This window comes from Pseudomonas sp. Ors-4-3C (assembly GCF_055755035.1).
Genome location: NZ_CM146900.1, coordinates 5,944,265 through 5,963,662, shown reverse-complemented (window position 1 = coordinate 5,963,662; position 19,398 = coordinate 5,944,265). Strand labels below are relative to the sequence as shown.

Genomic DNA, 19,398 nt, shown 5'->3' with positions numbered 1-19,398 from the left:
AGGGGAGTCGTCGCATGTACCGTTGGTTAGCCGAGAATCTTGGAAACGTCAGCGTCAAACGCAAGCTGGGGATCGGTTTCGGCCTGGTGCTGTTGCTGACGCTATTGATCACCTTCACCGGCTGGACCGGTATGAACGGCATCATCAGTCGCGGCGACAAGCTCGGGTTTATCTCCAGTCTCAACGAGCTGACCAAGGATCTGCGTCTGGCGCGTCTGGACTACGAAATGCGCCGGGGCGAACAAGGTCCAGGGGCGGTCAACGACTTGCTCGGCAAACTCGAAAGTGGTCTGCAAACTGCGCGTGGCGAGATTGAACAACCGGCTGACGCAGCGAAGGTCGACCAGCAACTGGCCGCCGTCGCCGAATACAAGCGCGCCTTCAACGACTTGATCCAGGCCGGCGCCAACCGCGAAGACGCCCGCAGCAAACTCGGCGCCACCGCCGACAACGCCGTGGCCAAGGTCGCCGAGGTGGAGAAGTCCATGTTGCAGGGCGACAGCGTCGCCCAGTTCAACGCGGTCATCGACCTGAGCAAACTGATCCAGCAGGCGCGCTTCCAGGTGCGCGGCTACACCTACAGCGGCAAGACCGAAGCCGAGCAGCCTGCACTCGACGCCATCGACAATGCCCTGAAAAACCTCGAAGCCCTGCCGGCCAAATTGCCTGAGCAGCACATCGCCAACCTGCAACAGGCCACCGACTCGCTCAAGGCTTACCGCGCAGCCGTCAGCCAGTTCCGCGACTCGCAGGTCGCCAGTGCCAAGGCGCTGGCCCGCATGTCGACGCAGGGTGACCTGCTGTCCGACGTCAGCAAACAACTCACCGACTCTCAGACTATCGTGCGCGACACGGATGCCGCAGCAGCCAAAAACCAGTTGATCATCGCCACCTTGCTGGCCGTGGCCTTCGGCCTGCTGGCGGCGTGGGCGATCACTCGGCAGATCATCATTCCACTGAACCAGACCCTGAAAGTCGCCGAACGTGTGGCTGCCGGCGACCTGACCCATAACCTGGTGTCGCAACGCCGCGACGAACTCGGCCAGTTGCAACGTTCGATGCAGAGCATGACCCAAGGCCTGCGCGACCTGATCGGTGGCATCAGCGACGGCGTTACGCAGATCGCCAGCGCCGCCGAAGAGCTGTCGGCGGTGACCGAGCAGACCAGCGCCGGGGTCAACAATCAGAAGATCGAGACCGATCAGGTCGCCACCGCCATGAACGAAATGGCTGCCACCGTGCAGGAAGTCGCGCGCAACGCCGAGGAAGCTTCCGAAGCCGCCGTGGCCGCCGATCAACAGGCCCGCGAAGGCGACAAAGTGGTGGGTGAAGCGATCGCGCAGATCGAGCGTTTGGCCGCTGAAGTCGGTCATTCGACCGAAGCCATGGGCGAACTCAAACGCGAGAGCGACAAGATCGGCAGCGTGCTCGACGTAATCAAATCGGTGGCCCAGCAAACCAACCTGCTGGCGCTCAACGCCGCGATCGAAGCGGCGCGTGCCGGTGAGGCCGGGCGTGGTTTTGCGGTGGTCGCCGACGAAGTCCGCAGCCTCGCCCAACGCACGCAGAAGTCCACCGAAGAGATCGAGGAACTGATCGTCGGCCTGCAGAACGGCACCCAGCAAGTGGCAACGATCATGGACAACAGCCGCAGCCTGACCGACAGCAGCGTCGAACTGACCCGCCGTGCCGGCGGTTCGCTGGAAAGCATCACCCGCACCGTCTCGGCGATTCAGGCGATGAACCAGCAGATTGCAGCGGCAGCCGAGCAGCAGAGTGCCGTGGCCGAGGAGATCAACCGTAGCGTGCTGAACGTGCGAGATGTGTCGGATCAGACGTCGGCGGCGAGTGAAGAGACCGCGGCGTCGAGTGTTGAGCTGGCGCGGCTGGGGACGCATCTGCAGATGCTGGTGGGGCGGTTCAAGGTTTGAGGTGATCCGAAAACCTCGGTTCATTCAGAATCGAGGTGATGCTTTCGCGAGCAGGCTCGCTCCCACATTGAACCGCGTCCGCCTGGACAACTCGGTCAACTGTGGGAGCGGGCTTGCTCGCGAAGGCGCCAGATCAGGCGCTGAAAATTACAGGACCTGCCGCAGGAAAGCCTGCGCCCGTGGATCCTTCGGTGCATCGAAGAACTCGGCTGGGGAAGCATCTTCCAGCAGTTTGCCGTGATCGAAGAACAGCACCCGATCCGCCACTTCCCGGGCGAAACCCATTTCGTGGGTCACGCAAACCATGGTCATGCCTTCAACGGCCAGGTTCTTCATCACATCCAGCACTTCACCGACCATTTCCGGGTCGAGGGCCGATGTCGGTTCGTCGAACAACATCACTTTCGGGTCCATCGCCAGCGCCCGGGCAATTGCCACGCGCTGTTGCTGACCGCCGGACAGGCGTGACGGGTATTCCCGCGCCTTCTGCGCAATACCGACCTTTTCCAGCAACGCGAGGGCCTTGGCCTCGCTTTCCTTTTGCCCGCGCTTGCGCACGACTTTCTGCGCCAGGCAGAGGTTTTCCAGCACGGTCATGTGCGGGAACAGGTTGAAGTGCTGAAAGACCATGCCGACTTCGCGGCGGTAAGCGTTGACGTCGGTTTTCGGGTCGGCCAGTTGCAGGCCATCGATGCTCACCGAGCCCGAGTCGAATTCTTCCAGGCCATTGAGGCAGCGCAGGAAGGTCGACTTGCCGGAACCGGACGGGCCGATCACCACCAGCACTTCGCCCTTGGCCACCGTGGTGCTGACGTTATCCACAGCCCGGACTACCTGGCCACGGGTGTCGAAGACTTTTACCAGATCGCGGACTTCAATCACTTTGCGCGAGCCTCCGCTCAAGCCGGCTGGCGATTTTCGACAGCGGCAGGTTGATCAACAGGTACAGGCCGGCGACGCAGAACAGGATCTCGAACGGCGAAAACGAGGTAGTGATGACTTCGCGACCGCTTTTCAGCAGCTCGGTAATCGCAATCACCGACACCAGCGAGGTGTCTTTCACCAGACTGATGAACTGTCCGGCCAGCGGTGGGAGCACGCGTTTGAACGCTTGCGGCAGTACCACGTGGCGCATCGACTGGCCGGCGCTCAGACCCAGCGAACGCGCCGCTTCGTTCTGGCCACGGGCAATCGACTGCACGCCGGAACGGATGATCTCGGCCACGTACGCGCCAGTGAACAGCGACAGCGCGGCGATCCCGGCGAACTCGCGGGACAGGTTCATCACCGTGCCGATGAAGAAGTAGAAAATGAAAATCTGCACCAGCAGCGGCGTGCCGCGCACCAGTTCGACGTAGATGCTCGACAGGTCGCGCAGGGTCGGGTTGTTCGACAGGCGGCACAGCCCGGTGACCAGACCGATCAGCAGACCGAGTACTCCAGACACCACCGACAGCCACAGCGTGGTCCAAAGGCCCCACAACAGCGGCCCTGCCGCCCAATGTCGGGTCACGCCCACGACGTCACCTTCCGCCACATCGTCGCCCTGAGCGAATTGCAGGCTGTTCTCGTCGACGGTCAGATGCTGCTCGTCACCGGCGTCGTTGCGCAGGGTGACCTGCGCGCTGCCGCCCTTGCGCACCAGTTCGGTGACGGTGGAAATATCGGTGGCACGCTGGGATTCTTCGGCCTGATAGGCGAAGTACTGCGGCACGCGATTCCAGCGCCATTCGTAGGACATCAGCGACGTGGCGTAATACAACGCGCCCGCCAGGCCGACCAGCACCAGCACGGTCAGGACGTGCCAGGGCCATTGGGCTTTTTTCTGTTTCATTGCAGGTTCCGGATTTTGTGTTGCCTGGCAGGCCCTCTTCGCGAGCAAGCCCGCTCCCACATTTGGACTGCATTTCAAATGTGGGAGCGGGCTTGCTCGCGAATGGGGCGACTCGGTCTGACTGACCCAGTGTTATTCCATGTCCTTGAGCCACTCGGTGCTCTTGAACCACTTGTCATGGATGCGATCGTAGGTGCCGTCTTCGTGGATTTGGTGCAGGAAGTTGTTGATGAAGTTGATGCTATCGTAATCACCCTTCTTCAGGCCGAAGGCCAGCGGCTCGTAGGTGAACGGCTTGTCGAGGAACACCAGTTTGCCGGCGCCGACCTTGTTCACCGCGACCACGTTGTACGGCGCGTCATAGATGAACGCGTCGGCCTTGCCGTTGACCACGTCGAGCACGGCTTCCTGCTCGTTGTCGTAGCCGTGGTACCTGGCTTTGGCGATCAGCTTCTTGGCGACCATCTCACCGGTGGTGCCGAGCTTGGAGGTGATGCGGTAGTCGGCGGTGTTCAGGTCTTTATAGGACTTGATCGTGCCTTCCAGCTCCTTGCGGATCAGCAGGGTCTGGCCGACGACGATGAACGGTTCGCTGAAATTCAGGCGCAGGTTGCGTTCCTGAGTCAGGGTCATGCCGCTGCCGATCATGTCGAACTTGTCGGTCATCAGGGCCGGGATGATCCCGTCGTAACCGGTGGACACCAGCTCGAGCTTGACGCCCATGGCCTTGGACATGGCTTTGAGGATGTCGACTTCGAAGCCGATGATCTCGCCGCGCTTGTTGGTCATTTCGAACGGCATGTAAGTCGGATCCATACCGACTTTCAACGTGCCGCGCTTGACCGCGTCATCGATTGCGCCGGCGTGCGCCGCATTGACTGCAACCAGTGCCGTGACGCCGACCAGCAGCATCGACAGATACTTCTTCATCTTCAAGTCCCCAAAACCATTGCATGTGCGGCGCGAAAACCAGCAGTGATGGGCAAAAATGCCCGGGTGCGCCAATTCGGGGACGGATGCTAACGCACTCGTTCTTTTGCACAAGAGTTAATGGACGATTTGTTTAACAATAAAAAAGCCCCGCTGGATGGCGGGGCTTCTTATCAGGCCGGCTGAGCCTGCATGCTCAGCGGTCGCAACGGCAACAGCGGTGCATGCGGATCGGCTTTCACCGAGGCCCGCCAGGCATCCAGCCACTCGTTGTGGCCTTCGGCCCAGACCAGTTCGTGCAGACGCGCCAGCGCCACCGGATCGCTCAGCAATTGCAGGCGATCATGGTTGCTCAGTGCCGCCGGACCCGCCTTCAGGGCGTGACGCACACGCTCCTGACGCAGCAACTCGATCGGCTCGGCCTGACCGTGACGGGCCGTCGCCAGCGAGCACGCCAGGGCGTTCTGCTGCGGATCGACCACCGCGCGGACGAAGCCGTCGTTCAGTGCATGCCAACGGTTCTCGTGGGTGTACTGGTCGGTCGCCAGCAGTGCCTGCGGCGGATTGTATTCCTCGGGGATCAGGAACAGGCTCTCGTCACGGGACTTGAGGCCCAGACCGACACGGCTGGAAATCACCGACACCGGGATCGACAGCATCAGCGAACCGACGATTGGCACCAACCACCACAGGAAGCTCGGGTTCAGCCAGATCACCAGCAGTGCCCAGCAGAAACCCAGCAGGGTCTGCGGGCCATGGCGCTTGATCGCCTCGCTCCACGGCGTGGAGTCATCGTCACGTTGCGGCGAGTTCCAGGTCGCGGCCCAGCCGAGGAACGCGGCGAGCACAAAACGGGTGTGGAAAATCATCCGCACCGGCGCCAGCAGCATGGAGAACAGCATCTCCAGCAGCATCGACAGGGTCACCTTGAACTTGCCGCCGAACTCTTTCGCGCCTTTGGCCCAGATCAGGATGATGCTCAGCAGTTTCGGCAGGAACAGCAGCACGATGGTGGTCGAGAACAGCGCGATCGCCTTGTCCGGGTGCCATTGTGGCCACAACGGATAGAGCTGACGCGGTTCGAGGAAATACTGCGGCTCCATCAGCGTGTTCACCGCCAGCAGCGCGGTCGACAGCACCAGGAAAAAGAACCACAACGGCGCCGACAGGTACGACATCACGCCGGTCAGGAACACCGCACGGTGCACCGGGTGCATGCCCTTGACCAGGAACAGGCGGAAGTTCATCAGGTTACCGTGGCACCAGCGACGGTCACGCTTGAGTTCATCGAGCAGGTTTGGCGGCAACTCTTCGTAACTGCCCGGCAGGTCGTAGGCAATCCACACGCCCCAACCGGCACGACGCATCAGCGCGGCTTCGACGAAGTCGTGAGACAGGATCGCACCAGAGAACGCACCTTTACCCGGCAACGGCGCCAGGGCGCAGTGGTCGATGAACGGCTTCATGCGGATGATCGCGTTGTGACCCCAGTAGTGGGATTCACCCAACTGCCAGAAGTGCAGACCGGCGGTGAACAGCGGACCATAAACGCGGGTGGCGAACTGCTGCATACGCGCATACAGCGTGTCCATGCCCGACGCACGCGGCGCGGTCTGGATGATCCCGGCGTCCGGCGTGGCTTCCATCAGGCGTACCAGACTGGTCAGGCACTCCCCGCTCATCACCGAGTCGGCGTCGAGCACGACCATGTACTTGTAGTCACCGCCCCAGCGACGGCAGAAGTCGTCGAGGTTGCCGCTCTTGCGTTTCACACGACGGCGACGGCGGCGATAGAAGATCTTGCCGAAGCCTTTGGCTTCACGGCAGACATCCAGCCAGGCCTGTTGCTCGGCAACGCAGATATCGGTGTCGTTACTGTCGCTGAGGACGAAGAAGTCGAAGCGATCCAGATCACCGGTGGCCGCGACCGATTCGAACGTGGCGCGCAGACCGGCGAATACCCGCGGCACGTCTTCGTTGCAGATCGGCATCACCAGCGCAGTACGGGCGTCTTTCGGAATCGGCTCGTTGCCCGCGCTTTTGCCGGAGATACGGTATTTATCGTGACCGGTGAGCAACTCGAGGAAGCCCATCAGCGCGGTCCAGAAACCGGCCGAGACCCAGCAGAACAGAATCCCGAACAGAATCAGGATGCTGGTTTGCAGTGCGTACGGCAGCACTTGCGTGGCGGTTTGCAGCAGCGGCTGGTGCAGGACTTCGTCCAGATCGACGAACGACCAGCCCTGGTACGGCATGATGCCTTTCATGTACCAGCCGGCAACGATGGTCTGACCGAGCATCAGCAGCAACAGAATGTAGCGACGGATCGAACCGACGGTGCGCCAGCGCGCAGCCGGCAGAACGCGCTCGTCTTTCGGCGGCTTCGGCGGATTGGTGCGCCCGGTCAGGCGGCGCCAGCCACGCACCAGAATATTGGTGCGCCACGGCTCCGGCACGACCTTCGTGCGGCGAATCGGCGGCGTGGCTTTCAGGCTGACCCGGCCACTGGCGTCCAGCACCAGCATTTCCGCCTCTTCGAGTTCTTCGGCGGTGCTCAGGGTCAGACGCTTGCCCACCGAAGCCTGGGCGGCTTCGGCAGGGGCGTCGAACGTCGACGACGACAGGCGTTGGTGCAGTTCGCTGAAGGACTGGCAGCCCGCGAGTTCCGCGCGCTGCTCGTCGGTCATCGGCAGATGCGCCAGATACTCGGACAGAGTCTCCGGCTGTACTTGAGAATTACTCATCGGCAGGCAACTGATAGCTCCAGGTCTCGGTCAGGACTTCTTCAGTCGGTGCCGATTCCGGTGTGGCTGGGGCCGCGTTTGCAGCGGTTGGCTGCTTGGCGTCTTTGTTGGCCTTGTCCTTGGCATCTGCGGTTGGCTTGGCGTCGGCCTGTTTGGCTTCGGCGGCCTTGGCTTCCTTGTCTTCCTTCTCTTGTTGCTTGGCCGCGACCTTGTCAGCCTTGGCCACCGACGAGTTCGACGCCGGTACCGAAGACTTGGCCAGATCAGCGGTCACGACTGGCTGTACCAGTGCGGCGCGCATCTCGGTGGCCTTGCTCGCGTCCTTGATCTTCATCCGCAGAGTCAGGCGCCAGCCCTTGGTTTCCGGGTTGTAGCGCACGCTGTTCTCGACCAGTTCGGCGTTATCGCCAACGCTGACCTGACTGCGCACGTCGGCATCCGGGGCCAGAGCCGCCAGCGATGGACCTTCGAAGTCGACCAGGTAAGCGACGCTGCCGTCCGGCTGACGAATCAGGTTCGACTGTTTGACGTCGCCGGTCGAACGCAGGGTCTGCTTGACCCAGGCGCTGTCGGGGGCGTGAATCGCCGCTTCGTCCATTGTCCAGTGCATGCGGTAGGCGAAGTCCAGCGGCTTGCCTGGCTCCGGCATGGTTTCCGGACTCCAGAAGGCAACGATGTTGTCGTTGGTTTCGTCGGCAGTCGGAATTTCTACCAGATCAACGGTGCCCTTGCCCCACTCGCCCTTCGGCTCGATCCAGGCGCTTGGGCGCTTGTCGTAGCGATCGTCGAGGTCTTCGTAGTGGCTGAAGTCACGGCCGCGCTGCAGCAGGCCGAAACCACGCGGGTTCTCGACACTGAAGTTGCTCACGGACAGGTGTTTCGGGTTGTTCAGCGGACGCCAGATCCACTCGCCGTTGCCGGCATGAATCGACAGACCGCTGGAGTCGTGCAGTTCACGACGGTAATTGAGGACTTTCGACGGCTGGTTGGCGCCGAACAGGAACATGCTGGTCAACGGCGCGATGCCCAGTTTGCCGACCTTGTCACGCAGGAACATCTGCGCTTTGACGTCGACAATGGTGTCGCTGCCCGGGCGCACGATCAGGCGGTAGGCACCGGTGGCACGCGGCGAATCAAGCAGGGCAAAGATCACCAGGTGCTTGTCGCCCGGCTTCGGCTGTTGAATCCAGAACTCGCGGAAACGCGGGAATTCTTCGCCCGACGGCAGCGCGGTATCGATCGCCAGGCCACGGGCCGACAGACCGTAGGTGTGACCTTTGCCAACGACGCGGAAGTAGCTCGCGCCGAGCATGGTCATGATTTCGTCTTGCTTGTCGGCCTTGTTGATCGGGTACAGCACACGGAAACCGGCGTAGCCCAGTTGCTCAGTGGCCTTCGGATCGAACTTGAGGTCGCCGAAATCGAAGCGGGTCGGATCGTATTTGATCTCTTCGACGGTGTTCGCCGTGATTTCGTTGATTTTCACCGGCGTATCGAAGTGCATGCCCTGGTGGTAGAAGGACAGCTTGAATGGAGTCTTCTGATCGGCCCACTCCGCTTTTTCGGTGAGGAAGCGGATTTTCTGGTAGTCCGCGAACTTCATATCACGGAATTCGTTCGGCAGGTTGCTGCGCGGGGCTTCGAACTTCTGCCCGGCCAGCTCTTTAGCCTTGGCCGATACATCGTCAAGATTGAACGCCCAAAGCTGGCCGGCGCTGAGCAGGCACAGGAGCGCCGAACCCGCTACCAGGGCACTTCGCATGCGTTTGGCAGACATTTTTGCTGCATTACAGGGACTAACAATCACGAGCAACCCTCGCCGAAAACAGATCAAAAAACCAACGGCCAGCTATCTATATGCCAGGTTGGCGAGCATTGTTCCGACTCCGCTAGGGCAAAATGATTCCCCAATCGGATCCAGACAAGTCTCTACCTAAGTCAAAAATGGAACAGCGAACGCTGATCCCCATAGCGCGCGATTATCTAGTAGCCCGCGTGACAACGCATCAGGGGTAACAAAGTATTTATCGCGAAAAACGCCTGTTTTCAGTCGAAAAGCCCTTGAAAAGATGTTTCAAGCGCTTTCATGTCTGTAACAGGAAGGTTACCGGGCCATCGTTGACCAGGTGCACCTGCATATCCGCGCCGAATCTACCTGATGCCACAGTGCCATGCATCTGTTTCGCTTTGCTTAATAGATAGTCGAACAATTCCTCGCCCAATGCCGGAGGGGCCGCGGTCGAGAAACTCGGGCGCAACCCGCTCTTGGTGTCGGCAGCCAGGGTGAACTGAGAGACCAGCAGCAACCCGCCACCTACATCCGCCAGGGACAGATTCATCTTGCCCTCGGCGTCACTGAATACCCGATAGTTAAGCAGCTTATGCAGAAGTTTGTCGGCACTGGTACGCGTGTCGTCGGGTTCGACCGCCACCAGCACCAGCAAACCCTGATCCACCGCACCGACTATCTCTCCGGCGACTTCGACTCGCGCACCGCGCACGCGCTGTAAAAGCCCCTTCATGCTTCTTCGGGCGGCAGGTCGAGCAGGCGACGGGCCATGTTGCTCGCGGCACGCACCAGCGCATCGGTGATGCCCGGTTCGGAGGCGGCGTGACCGGCGTCGCGAATCACCTGCAGCTCGCTGTTCGGCCACGCCTGATGCAGCTCCCAGGCGTTGTCCAGCGGACAGATCACGTCGTAACGACCGTGAATGATCACCCCCGGCAGATGGGCAATCTTGCCCATGTCGCGAATCAGTTGATTCGGCTCGAGGAACGCATTGTTGGTGAAGTAGTGACACTCGATCCGCGCGATCGACAGGGCGCGCTGCGGCTCAGAGAAACGGTCGACCACCAGCGGGTTCGGCCGCAGGGTCGCGGTGCGCCCTTCCCACGTCGACCAAGCCTTGGCCGCGTGCATCTGGGCGATCTGATCGTTACCGACCAGACGCTTGTGGAAGGCGCTGAGCAGATCGTCGCGCTCGTCCAGCGGGATCGGCGCGATGTAGTCCTGCCAGTAATCGGGGAACAGACGGCTGGCACCGGCCTGATAGAACCACTCGATTTCCTGCGGGCGGCAGAGGAAGATCCCTCGCAGGATCAGACCGTGTACGCGCTCCGGGTGGGTTTGCGCGTAGGCCAGCGCCAGGGTCGAACCCCACGAACCGCCGAACAGCACCCATTTGTCGATGCCCAGGTGCTTGCGGATACGCTCGAGGTCGGCGACCAGATCCCAGGTGGTGTTGTTTTCCAGGCTGGCGTGCGGGGTGGAGCGTCCGCAGCCGCGCTGGTCGAAGGTAACAATGCGATACAGGTTCGGATCGAAATAGCGACGGCTCTGCGCGTCGCAACCGGCACCCGGGCCGCCGTGGATGAATACCACCGGCAAGCCTTCCGGCGAACCGCTTTCGTCGACGTACAGCGTGTGGGTGTCATCGACAGCCAGATCGTGCCGGGCATGGGGTTTGATCTGCGGAAACAATGTCTGCATTGCGCGCTCCGTAAGGGGTCGAGGTCATCCCTGGGGGGACTTCTATTATTCTGCCGTTGGGCATCATAAACCCGATTTACGTCAATGAGCATGCCTGAGGACATGAATCAAAACCTGTGGCGAGGGAGCTTGCTCCCGCTGGGCTGCGGAGCAGCCCCAAAACAGTCAGCCGAGTGTTCCCGGTTGAATCCGGATTGCCGCTTTACGACGGCTGCGCCGCCGAGCGGGAGCAAGCTCCCTCGCCACAGTTTTCTCTGCGAGTTATGCGGTGTAGTGCGACTTTGCCCAGGCCAGATAGCCCTGCAGCAACTCTTTCAGCACCACCCGCGTCGGCTCCGCCAGATCGGCGCGGTAGCGGAACGGTTCGAACTCTTCCATATAGGTGCTCTGGCACAGTTCCAGCTGCACGGCGTGGATGTTCTCGGCGGGGTTGCCGTAATGGCGGGTGATATGGCCGCCCTTGAAGCGCCCGTTGAGCACGTGGCTGTAATTGCCATGCCGGGCGCAGATCGCCTGCAGTTGCTCCGCCAATTGCGGATCACAGCTCGCGCCGTTGAAGGTGCCGAGGTTGAAGTCCGGCAGTTTGCCGTCGAACAGGTGCGGGATGATCGAACGGATCGAATGCGCGTCGAACAACAGCGCATAGCCGAACTCGGCTTTCAGCCGCGCCAGCTCCTGTTGCAGGGTGCGGTGATACGGCGTCCAGATCTGTTCCAGGTAGGTCGCGCGTTCTTCTTTCGAGGGCTCGTGCCCTTCGCGGAACAACGGAATGCCATCGAACAGCGTCGCCGGATACAGCCCGGTGGTGGCACCGGCGTACAACGGCTTGTCATCAGACGGACGGTTGAGGTCGATGACGAACCGCGAGTACTCGGCGGCCAACGTGCTGGCGCCGAGTTCCTCGGCAAAATCGTAAAGCTGCGGAATGTGCCAGTCGGTATCCGGCAGGCTTTTCGCATCGGCGATCAGCCCGGCCTCGACCGCTGGCGTCAGACGCACGCCGGCATGCGGCATGCTGATCAGCAGCGGTACGCGACCTTGTTTGAAATTCAGAACCTTATCCACAACCGCTCTCCTACAGACTTGATTCGACGCCGTGACGCACGACGCGTTTGTCCAGATCACCACCGAGCCAATAGGCCAGATCCGCCGGACGATCGATGTGCCAGGCGACGAAATCCGCGACCTTGCCGACTTCCAGCGAACCGTGGGTGTCAGCCATGCCCAGCGCCTGCGCGGCATGAATGGTCGCGCCGGCCAGGGCTTCTTCCGGGGTCATGCGGAAACAGGTGCAGGCCATGTTCAGCATCAGGCGCAGCGACAGCGCGGGCGAGGTGCCGGGATTGAGGTCGCTGGCGATGGCGATCTTGACCTTGTGTTTGCGCAGGGCGTCCATCGGCGGCAACTGGGTTTCGCGCAGGAAATAAAACGCGCCCGGCAACAGCACGGCGACGGTGTCGGACTTGGCCATGGCGATGGCGTCATCCTCATCCATGAACTCCAGATGATCGGCAGACAACGCGTGATACCGCGCGGCCAGACTGGAACCATGCAGCGACGACAGTTGTTCGGCGTGCAGCTTCACCGGCAGGCCGAGTTTTTGCGCAGTGATGAACACCCGCTCGACCTGCTCCGGCGAGAACGCCAGGTATTCACAGAACGCGTCCACCGCATCGACCAGCCCTTCGGCGGCCAGCGCCGGAAGCATCTCGGCGCAGATGTGCTCGATGTAGTCGTCAGCGCGATCCTTGTACTCCGGCGGCAGCGCATGAGCCGCCAGACAGGTGCTGCGTACGCTGATCGGCAGTTCTGCGGCGAGCCGGCGAATCACCCGCAGGATCTTGCGTTCGCTGGCCAGATCCAGACCGTAGCCGGACTTCATCTCGACCGTGGTCACGCCGTCGCGCATCAGGCTTTTCAGGCGCTTGGCGGCGCTGGCGAACAGCTCGTCTTCAGTCGCTTCACGGGTGGCGCGCACGGTGCTGGCGATGCCGCCGCCCTGCGCGGCGATCTCAGCGTAGCTGACGCCTTGCAGGCGCTTCTCGAATTCGCCGCTGCGGTTGCCGCCGAACACTGTGTGGGTGTGGCAGTCGATCAGCCCCGGGGTGACCCACGCGCCTTGCAGATCGTTGACCGCCGGGTATTCGCCAGAAGGCAGCAGATTGCGCGGACCGATCCACTCGATGTGCGCACCGGACGTGACGATGGCTGCGTCCTCGATGATCGAGTAGACGCCCTGCGCCATGGTTGCGACGTGGCAGCGTTGCCAGAGGGTTTTCATCCCAAGTCCTCGTCTTGTTCAAAATCGATTCGCGAGCAAGCCCGCTCCCACAGTTGAAATGCGTTCCCCTGTGGGAGCGGGCTTGCTCGCGAAGAGGCCCTTACAGGCTAGGCAAAAGCTTCGCAGGAACCAGCTCGCTCAAGCACCGCGAAGCCAGCAGCTCAGTCGCCGCATTGATGTCCGGCGCAAAGAAGCGGTCCTTCTCATAGAACGGCACTTCCTTGCGCAGAATCGCCCGCGCCTGCTCCAGCTTGGCCGAGGTCTTCAGACCGTTACGCAAATCCAGCCCCTGCACCGCCGCCAGCCATTCCACCGCGAGAATTCCGCGGGTGTTCTCGGCCATTTCCCACAGGCGCTTGCCAGCGGCCGGAGCCATCGACACGTGGTCTTCCTGGTTGGCCGAGGTCGGCAGGCTGTCCACCGAATGCGGATGGGACAGTGCCTTGTTCTCGCTGGCCAGTGCCGCGGCGGTCACCTGGGCGATCATGAAACCGGAGTTGACGCCGCCATTGGCCACCAGGAACGGCGGCAGCTGCGACATGTGCTTGTCCATCATCAGCGAGATGCGGCGCTCGCTCAGCGAGCCGATTTCGGCGATGGCCAGGGCCATGTTGTCGGCGGCCATGGCCACCGGTTCGGCGTGGAAGTTACCACCGGAAATCACGTCGCCTTCAGCCGCGAATACCAACGGGTTGTCGGAGACGGCGTTGGCTTCGACCACCAGCACTTCAGCGGCCTGGCGGAACTGGGTCAGGCAGGCGCCCATGACTTGCGGCTGGCAACGCAGCGAGTACGGGTCCTGGACCTTCTCGCAGTTCTGGTGCGAATCAGAGACTTCGCTGCGCTCACCGAGCAGATCGCGGTAAGCCATGGCCGCGTCGATCTGGCCTTTCTGCCCACGGGCCGCGTGGATGCGCGCGTCAAACGGCGAGCGCGAACCGAGCACCGCTTCAACCGTCAGACCGCCGATTGCCAGCGCACCGGCAAACAGGTCTTCACCTTCAAACAGACCGCGTAGGGCAAATGCGGTCGATACCTGAGTACCGTTGAGCAGTGCCAGACCCTCTTTCGCCGCCAGGGTCAGCGGGGTCAGACCAGCGACTTTCAGCGCTTCGGTGGCTTCCATCCACTCGCCCTTGTAGCGCGCCTTGCCCTCGCCCAGCAGCACCAGCGACATGTGCGCCAGCGGCGCGAGGTCACCCGATGCACCGACCGATCCCTTGAGCGGAATGTGCGGATAAACCTCGGCGTTGATCAGCGCGATCAGTGCGTCGATCACCACGCGGCGGATGCCGGAGAAACCACGGCTGAGGCTGTTGACCTTGAGCACCATGATCAAGCGCACCAACTCATCGCTGATCGGCTGGCCGACACCGGCAGCGTGAGACAGCACCAGCGAACGCTGGAGGTTTTCCAGGTCTTCGCTGGCGATGCGGGTCGAAGCCAGCAGGCCGAAACCGGTGTTGATGCCGTAGGCGGTGCGGTTCTCCGCGAGGATCTGCTCGACGCAGGCCACGCTGGCCTCGATCTGCGCGGAGGCGCTGTGGTCGAGGGTCAGTTTGACCGGGTGTTGATAGACGTCACGCAGTTGGGCCAGGCTCAGTTGGCCGGGAATCAGGTTCAGCGCAGTCATTAAAATGCTCCTTTTGAGAGTTTGTTATTGGCTCGCCAGTCGCTCCGGATAATTCCGTTGTCCGTCGCATTTCGCCTTTTGGACGATCCGCGCCTTGGCACGCTGGCGTTGTAAAAATCAGTGCAGATTCGGTAATACGTTGTGCAGCGAATTCGGGTCCTTCAAAACGCTCGCGGCGGCGGCGATATCCGGCGCCAGCCAGCGATCCTGATCGTAGGCCGGGACTGTTTCACGCAGCAGTCGCCACGCCCGGTCAGTGCCCACGCCGAAGCGCTGTTCCTTGAGGAATTCGAACGCCTGCGCCGCCAGCAGATATTCGATGGCAAGAATCTGCGTGCAGTTTTCCAGAGCGCGGTGCAGCTTCAGCGCAGCGCTGGTGCCCATGCTCAAGTGGTCCTCCTGCAAGCCGGAGGTGACATAGTTGTCGAGCACGGCCGGTTGCGCCAGTTGGCGGTTCTCGGCACACAGCGAAGCGGCGACGTATTGCACGATCATCATCCCGGAGTTCACCCCCGGGTTGGCCACCAGAAACGCCGGCAGACCGCTGACGTGCGGGTTGACCAGACGATCGAGACGACGCTCGGCAATCGAGCCAATCTCGGCCATGGCAATCGCCAGCAGATCCGCCGCCATCGCCACCGACTGACCGTGCGGGTTGGCCTGCGACATCACCCGGAAGTTGTCCGGCGTGCCCAGCAGCAACGGGTTGTCGGTGCAGCCGTTGAGCTCGGCTTCGACCTGTTTGATCGCGTGCGCCAGTTGATCACGCGCCGCGCCGTGCACCTGCGGGATCGAACGAATGCTCAGCGCATCCTGAGTACGAATGCCTTGGCTCGCCGCGATCACCTCACTGCCGTCGAGCAAGGCCCGCAGGTTGATCCCGACCTGCTGCATGCCCGGGTGTGGCTTGAGCGCGATGATCTCGGCATCGAACGCGGCGATCTGCCCGCGCTGCGCTTCGAAACTCATGGCGCCGATCACGTCGGCCCACTGCACCAGCCGCGTCGCATCGGCAATCGCCAGGCAGCTGAGGCCGGTCATGCACGGGGTGCCGTTGACCAGGCACAAACCGTCCTTCGCACCGAGCTGCACCGGTTGCAGGCCTTCTTCGGCCAGCGCTTGTTGCGCCGAGGTGATCTGTCCGCGATAGCTGACATTACCGACGCCCAGCAGGGCGATGCCGATGTGCGCCATGTGCGTCAGGTAACCCACCGAGCCTTGCGATGGCACTTGCGGGGTGATGCCGCGATTGAGCAACGCCAGCAGCGCTTCGACCACACGGCGATGAATGCCGGATTTGCCGTGGCTGTAGTTGTGGATCGCCGCGCAAAGGATCGCGCGAGTCTGCTCATCAGGCAGCACCGGGCCGACGCCACAGGCGTGGCTGAGCAAGGTATTGCGCGAGAGCTGGCTGAGTTGTTCGTCCTTCAGCGAGACGTTGGACAGACCACCCAGACCGGTGTTGACGCCGTAAGCGCGTTCGCCGCTTTCGACGATGCGCTGGACGATGCCCTGAGCGTTTTCGATGCGCGCCCAGGTTTCGCTCGACAGCTCCAAGGTGGCGCCGTGACGGGCGACGGCGACCACGTCCTGCCAACGCAAGGGGGTACCAGTGATGATGATTTTTTCAGCCTGGGACATCTAAAACCTCATGCCTATTCTGTTGATACACCAACCTGTGGCGAGGGAGCTTGCTCCCGCTGGACTGCGAAGCAGGCCCAAAATTTTTGCGACCGCTGCGCGCTCGAGCGGGAGCAAGCTCCCTCGCCACAAAAGCAGTCTCACCCTTAGTCCACTAAACCACCGCCGCCCGCCGCTGCACGAACCGGTCGACATACTCATCCGCCGGCGAATGCAGGATCTCTCTCGGGGTGCCGACCTGAATCAGGCGGCCGTCCTTGAGGATCGCGATGCGGTTGCCGATGCGCACGGCCTCGTCGAGGTCGTGGGTGATGAAGACGATGGTCTTGTGCAGGGTCTTTTGCAGCTCCAGCAACTGGTCCTGCATCTCGGCGCGGATCAGCGGATCCAGCGCACTGAACGCTTCGTCCATCAGAATAATGTCGGTGTCCGCCGCCAATGCACGGGCCAGGCCCACGCGCTGACGCATGCCGCCGGAGAGCTGGTGCGGGTATTTGTTTTCGTAGCCCTTGAGGCCGACGGTGTTGATCCAGTGCAAGGCGCGCTCGTTGCACAGTTGCTTGCTCTCGCCGCGCACTTTCAGGCCGTAGGCGACGTTCTCGATCACGGTCTTGTGCGGCAGCAGGCCGAAGCTCTGGAACACCATGCTGATCTTGTGCCGGCGAAATTCGCGCAGCGCTTCCATGTCGTATTGCAGGATGTCCACGCCGTCGACCAGGATCGCGCCGCTGGTGGGGTCGATCAGGCGATTGAAGTGGCGCACCAGGGTTGATTTGCCGGAACCGGACAGGCCCATGATCACGAAGATCTCGCCAGTGCCGATGCTCAGCGACAGGTCGTTGACCCCGACCACGCAACCGGTCTCGTTGAGCACTTGATCCTTGGTCTTGCCCTGGCCGACCATCGCCAGTGCGTCCTTGGCGCGGTTGCCGAAAATCTTGAAGACGTTTTTGACTTCGATCTTGCTCACGGTTGCGTTGCTCATTTGCTCACCTCATGCCGTGGCCGACCGTACGCCTGAGTAATGCGGTCGATGACCACCGCGAGAATCACGATCGCCAGACCGGCTTCGAGGCCGCGTCCGACGTTGAGGGTCTGAATCCCCACCAGCACGTCCTCACCCAGACCACGGGCGCCGATCATCGAGGCGATCACCACCATCGACAGGGCCATCATGGTGGTCTGGTTGATCCCGGCCATGATGCTCGGCAGGGCCAGCGGCAGTTGCACGCCGAACAGTTGCTGCCAGCGGTTGGCACCGAAAGCGTTGATCGCTTCCATCACTTCGCCGTCGACCTGGCGGATGCCCAGATCAGTCAGGCGGATCAGCGGCGGCGCGGCGTAGATCACCGTGGCGAAAATCGCCGGGACTTTACCCAGACCGAACAGCATCAGCACCGGAATCAGGTACACGAAGCTGGGCATGGTTTGCATGATGTCGAGCAGCGGCATCAGCACCGAACGCAGGCGATTGCTGCGCGCCGAGAGAATCCCCAGCGGAATGCCGATCAGCACCGATATGATCGTCGCGACCATCATCAGCGCCAGGGTCTGCATGAGTTTGTCCCACAGGCCGACAGCGCCCACCAGGAACAACAGACCGACGATGACCGCAGTCGTGACGACTTTACGCGTGGCGTGCCAGGCGACGACGCCGACGATCGCCAGCATCAACCACCACGGCGCCGCACGCAGCAGGCCTTCGAGGTTCACGATGGCCCAGAGCAAGGTGTCCGAGATGTGGCGGAATACATCACCGTAGTTGGTGACCAGCGCATCGACCCAACCGTTGACCCAGTCGGCGATGGAAAAGGTAAATCTTTCGGGAAACATAAGCGGCTCTCAATCAGAAATCTCAATCAAGCGATTTACGGCATATCTCCCGGCCAGCCTCACGGTTGACCGGGAGGTATCGACCTACAGCGCCGCGTCGATTTTTTTGGCAGCGTCGTCACTGACCCACGCATGCCAGACTTCAGGATGTTCCTTGAGGAAGATTTTCGCCAGCTTCGGCGACTCGATACGTTCCTTCGCCATGCGTCCCAGGTTCTGGTTCAGCAGGTCGATCGGCAGGTTGACCTTTTCCAGCACGGCCACCAATTCCGGGGCTTGCTCGTGGAAGGCTTTCGACAGGCCGACCTTGATGCTCAGGCTCTTGTCGACGCCCGGTTTTTCTTCGAGTTTGACCGCATCGATCTGGCCCATCAGCGGGGTTGGCGTCCAGTAGTAGAACAGGATCGGCTCGCCACGCTTGTAGCTCGACAGCACCGCCGCATCCAGCGCCGGGCCGGTGCCCGGACGGAAGTTGGTGTAGCTGTTTTCCAGGCCGTAGCTCTTGAGCATTTCGCTGTTGTCCAGCTCGCAGGTCCAGCCGGCCGGGCAGTTGTAGAAACGGCCCTTGGACGGCTCTTCGGCGTCTTTGAAAATGGCCGCGTATTTGCCCAGATCGGCGATGTTTTTCAGGTCCGGCGCTTTTGGCTCAAGCTTGCGCTTGGCGTCGCCTTCGATCACGTAGCGCGGCACGTACCAGCCTTCGACCGCACCAACGATCGGCGCGCCGACACCGACGACCTTGCCGGCCTTCTCGGCCTTGTTCCAGACATCGCTGCGGCCGACCCACTCTTCGGCGAACACTTGAATGTCGTTGCTGCTCAGGGCGTTCTCCATGGTGATGGAGTTGCCCGGCAGGCTGTCGGTCTTGCAGTCGTAGCCTTTCTCCAGCACCACTTGCAGGACGTCGGTCAGCAGCATGCCGCTTTCCCAGTTCAGGCCGGCAAACTTCACCGGTTTGCCCGATTCGCACCAGCCAGCTGCCTGAGTCGCACCGGCACTGGCCAACAGGCCCATGGACAGCAATGTGGTCAGCAGGGTCTTGTTCGATTTCATTGTCGCGACGCTCCTAATCATGAATTGG

The 19,398-nt window shown here is 61.7% G+C and carries 15 protein-coding genes and 1 pseudogene; 2 read left to right on the top strand and 14 right to left on the bottom strand.

All coding sequences use genetic code 11. The features are described 5' to 3' along the window. Positions 1 to 14: 14 nt before the first annotated feature. Positions 15 to 1,076, top strand: a pseudogene (locus ACVHNU_RS27000) (methyl-accepting chemotaxis protein); the annotation flags it as partial. Further along, the gene (locus ACVHNU_RS26995) at positions 1,059 to 1,931 is read left to right on the top strand and encodes a methyl-accepting chemotaxis protein (RefSeq protein ID WP_410017552.1); all 873 of its coding nucleotides are present in this window, start codon (positions 1,059 to 1,061) and stop codon (positions 1,929 to 1,931) included. The pseudogene ACVHNU_RS27000 and the gene ACVHNU_RS26995, both read left to right, overlap by 18 nt. Before the next feature lie 147 nt (positions 1,932 to 2,078). Here the strand turns inward: ACVHNU_RS26995 and ACVHNU_RS26990 are convergent, their stop codons facing one another. The 14 genes from ACVHNU_RS26990 to ACVHNU_RS26925 all read right to left on the bottom strand — a co-directional run bounded on the left by ACVHNU_RS26990 (position 2,079) and on the right by ACVHNU_RS26925 (position 19,370). Continuing rightward, positions 2,079 to 2,813 carry an amino acid ABC transporter ATP-binding protein gene (locus ACVHNU_RS26990; RefSeq protein ID WP_103520646.1) on the bottom strand — a complete coding sequence of 245 codons (735 nt, stop codon included), beginning with the start codon at positions 2,811 to 2,813 and terminating at the stop codon, positions 2,079 to 2,081. Continuing rightward, a complete protein-coding gene (locus ACVHNU_RS26985) occupies positions 2,806 to 3,765 on the bottom strand; it encodes an amino acid ABC transporter permease (protein ID WP_103485248.1) in 960 nt (319 codons plus the stop codon). The genes ACVHNU_RS26990 and ACVHNU_RS26985 overlap by 8 nt, the downstream gene beginning before the upstream one ends. A 132-nt stretch (positions 3,766 to 3,897) precedes the next feature. Beyond that, the gene (locus ACVHNU_RS26980; protein WP_400508931.1) at positions 3,898 to 4,695 is read right to left on the bottom strand and encodes a transporter substrate-binding domain-containing protein; all 798 of its coding nucleotides are present in this window, start codon (positions 4,693 to 4,695) and stop codon (positions 3,898 to 3,900) included. Positions 4,696 to 4,868: 173 nt separating this feature from the next. Next, positions 4,869 to 7,439: a glucans biosynthesis glucosyltransferase MdoH gene (gene mdoH / locus ACVHNU_RS26975; protein WP_473018629.1), complete on the bottom strand. Its 2,571-nt coding sequence runs from the start codon at positions 7,437 to 7,439 to the stop codon at positions 4,869 to 4,871. After that, the gene (locus tag ACVHNU_RS26970) at positions 7,432 to 9,216 is read right to left on the bottom strand and encodes a glucan biosynthesis protein G (RefSeq protein WP_198286788.1); all 1,785 of its coding nucleotides are present in this window, start codon (positions 9,214 to 9,216) and stop codon (positions 7,432 to 7,434) included. Before ACVHNU_RS26970 ends, mdoH begins: the two co-directional genes overlap by 8 nt. 307 nt (positions 9,217 to 9,523) lie before the next feature. After that, positions 9,524 to 9,961: a D-aminoacyl-tRNA deacylase gene (gene dtd / locus ACVHNU_RS26965; protein WP_003220826.1), complete on the bottom strand. Its 438-nt coding sequence runs from the start codon at positions 9,959 to 9,961 to the stop codon at positions 9,524 to 9,526. Beyond that, positions 9,958 to 10,929, bottom strand: coding sequence for a prolyl aminopeptidase (gene pip / locus ACVHNU_RS26960; RefSeq protein ID WP_003220824.1), 972 nt, complete (start codon positions 10,927 to 10,929; stop codon positions 9,958 to 9,960). Before pip ends, dtd begins: the two co-directional genes overlap by 4 nt. A gap of 261 nt (positions 10,930 to 11,190) precedes the next feature. Further along, positions 11,191 to 11,994, bottom strand: a complete 804-nt coding sequence (hutG, locus tag ACVHNU_RS26955) for an N-formylglutamate deformylase (RefSeq protein WP_473018628.1) — start codon at positions 11,992 to 11,994, stop codon at positions 11,191 to 11,193. Between the two features lie 10 nt (positions 11,995 to 12,004). Continuing rightward, positions 12,005 to 13,210: an imidazolonepropionase gene (gene hutI, locus ACVHNU_RS26950; protein WP_473018627.1), complete on the bottom strand. Its 1,206-nt coding sequence runs from the start codon at positions 13,208 to 13,210 to the stop codon at positions 12,005 to 12,007. 100 nt (positions 13,211 to 13,310) lie between these two features. Beyond that, positions 13,311 to 14,843, bottom strand: a complete 1,533-nt coding sequence (hutH, locus tag ACVHNU_RS26945) for a histidine ammonia-lyase (RefSeq protein WP_003220818.1) — start codon at positions 14,841 to 14,843, stop codon at positions 13,311 to 13,313. Between the two features lie 117 nt (positions 14,844 to 14,960). Beyond that, positions 14,961 to 16,484 carry a histidine ammonia-lyase gene (hutH, locus tag ACVHNU_RS26940; RefSeq protein WP_473018626.1) on the bottom strand — a complete coding sequence of 508 codons (1,524 nt, stop codon included), beginning with the start codon at positions 16,482 to 16,484 and terminating at the stop codon, positions 14,961 to 14,963. 154 nt (positions 16,485 to 16,638) lie between these two features. After that, complete coding sequence (locus ACVHNU_RS26935; RefSeq protein WP_003220814.1) at positions 16,639 to 17,469, bottom strand: quaternary amine ABC transporter ATP-binding protein; 831 nt, start codon at positions 17,467 to 17,469, stop codon at positions 16,639 to 16,641. Next, positions 17,466 to 18,317: an ABC transporter permease gene (locus ACVHNU_RS26930; protein ID WP_003220813.1), complete on the bottom strand. Its 852-nt coding sequence runs from the start codon at positions 18,315 to 18,317 to the stop codon at positions 17,466 to 17,468. The genes ACVHNU_RS26935 and ACVHNU_RS26930 overlap by 4 nt, the downstream gene beginning before the upstream one ends. 84 nt (positions 18,318 to 18,401) lie before the next feature. After that, positions 18,402 to 19,370, bottom strand: coding sequence for an ABC transporter substrate-binding protein (locus ACVHNU_RS26925; RefSeq protein WP_473018625.1), 969 nt, complete (start codon positions 19,368 to 19,370; stop codon positions 18,402 to 18,404). Between the last annotated feature and the right edge of the window lie 28 nt (positions 19,371 to 19,398).

Bases quoted from the DNA above. Each gene is read 5' to 3' on its own strand.
- ACVHNU_RS26995 (WP_410017552.1), top strand. From the start codon at position 1,059: ATGCAGAGCATGACCCAAGGCCTGCGCGACCTGATCGGTGGCATCAGC.
- ACVHNU_RS26985 (WP_103485248.1), bottom strand. From the start codon at position 3,765: ATGAAACAGAAAAAAGCCCAATGGCCCTGGCACGTCCTGACCGTGCTG.
- ACVHNU_RS26980 (WP_400508931.1), bottom strand. From the start codon at position 4,695: ATGAAGAAGTATCTGTCGATGCTGCTGGTCGGCGTCACGGCACTGGTT.
- mdoH (WP_473018629.1), bottom strand. From the start codon at position 7,439: ATGAGTAATTCTCAAGTACAGCCGGAGACTCTGTCCGAGTATCTGGCG.
- ACVHNU_RS26970 (WP_198286788.1), bottom strand. From the start codon at position 9,216: ATGTCTGCCAAACGCATGCGAAGTGCCCTGGTAGCGGGTTCGGCGCTC.
- dtd (WP_003220826.1), bottom strand. From the start codon at position 9,961: ATGAAGGGGCTTTTACAGCGCGTGCGCGGTGCGCGAGTCGAAGTCGCC.
- pip (WP_003220824.1), bottom strand. From the start codon at position 10,929: ATGCAGACATTGTTTCCGCAGATCAAACCCCATGCCCGGCACGATCTG.
- hutI (WP_473018627.1), bottom strand. From the start codon at position 13,210: ATGAAAACCCTCTGGCAACGCTGCCACGTCGCAACCATGGCGCAGGGC.
- hutH (WP_003220818.1), bottom strand. From the start codon at position 14,843: ATGACTGCGCTGAACCTGATTCCCGGCCAACTGAGCCTGGCCCAACTG.
- hutH (WP_473018626.1), bottom strand. From the start codon at position 16,484: ATGTCCCAGGCTGAAAAAATCATCATCACTGGTACCCCCTTGCGTTGG.
- ACVHNU_RS26935 (WP_003220814.1), bottom strand. From the start codon at position 17,469: ATGAGCAACGCAACCGTGAGCAAGATCGAAGTCAAAAACGTCTTCAAG.
- ACVHNU_RS26930 (WP_003220813.1), bottom strand. From the start codon at position 18,317: ATGTTTCCCGAAAGATTTACCTTTTCCATCGCCGACTGGGTCAACGGT.
- ACVHNU_RS26925 (WP_473018625.1), bottom strand. From the start codon at position 19,370: ATGAAATCGAACAAGACCCTGCTGACCACATTGCTGTCCATGGGCCTG.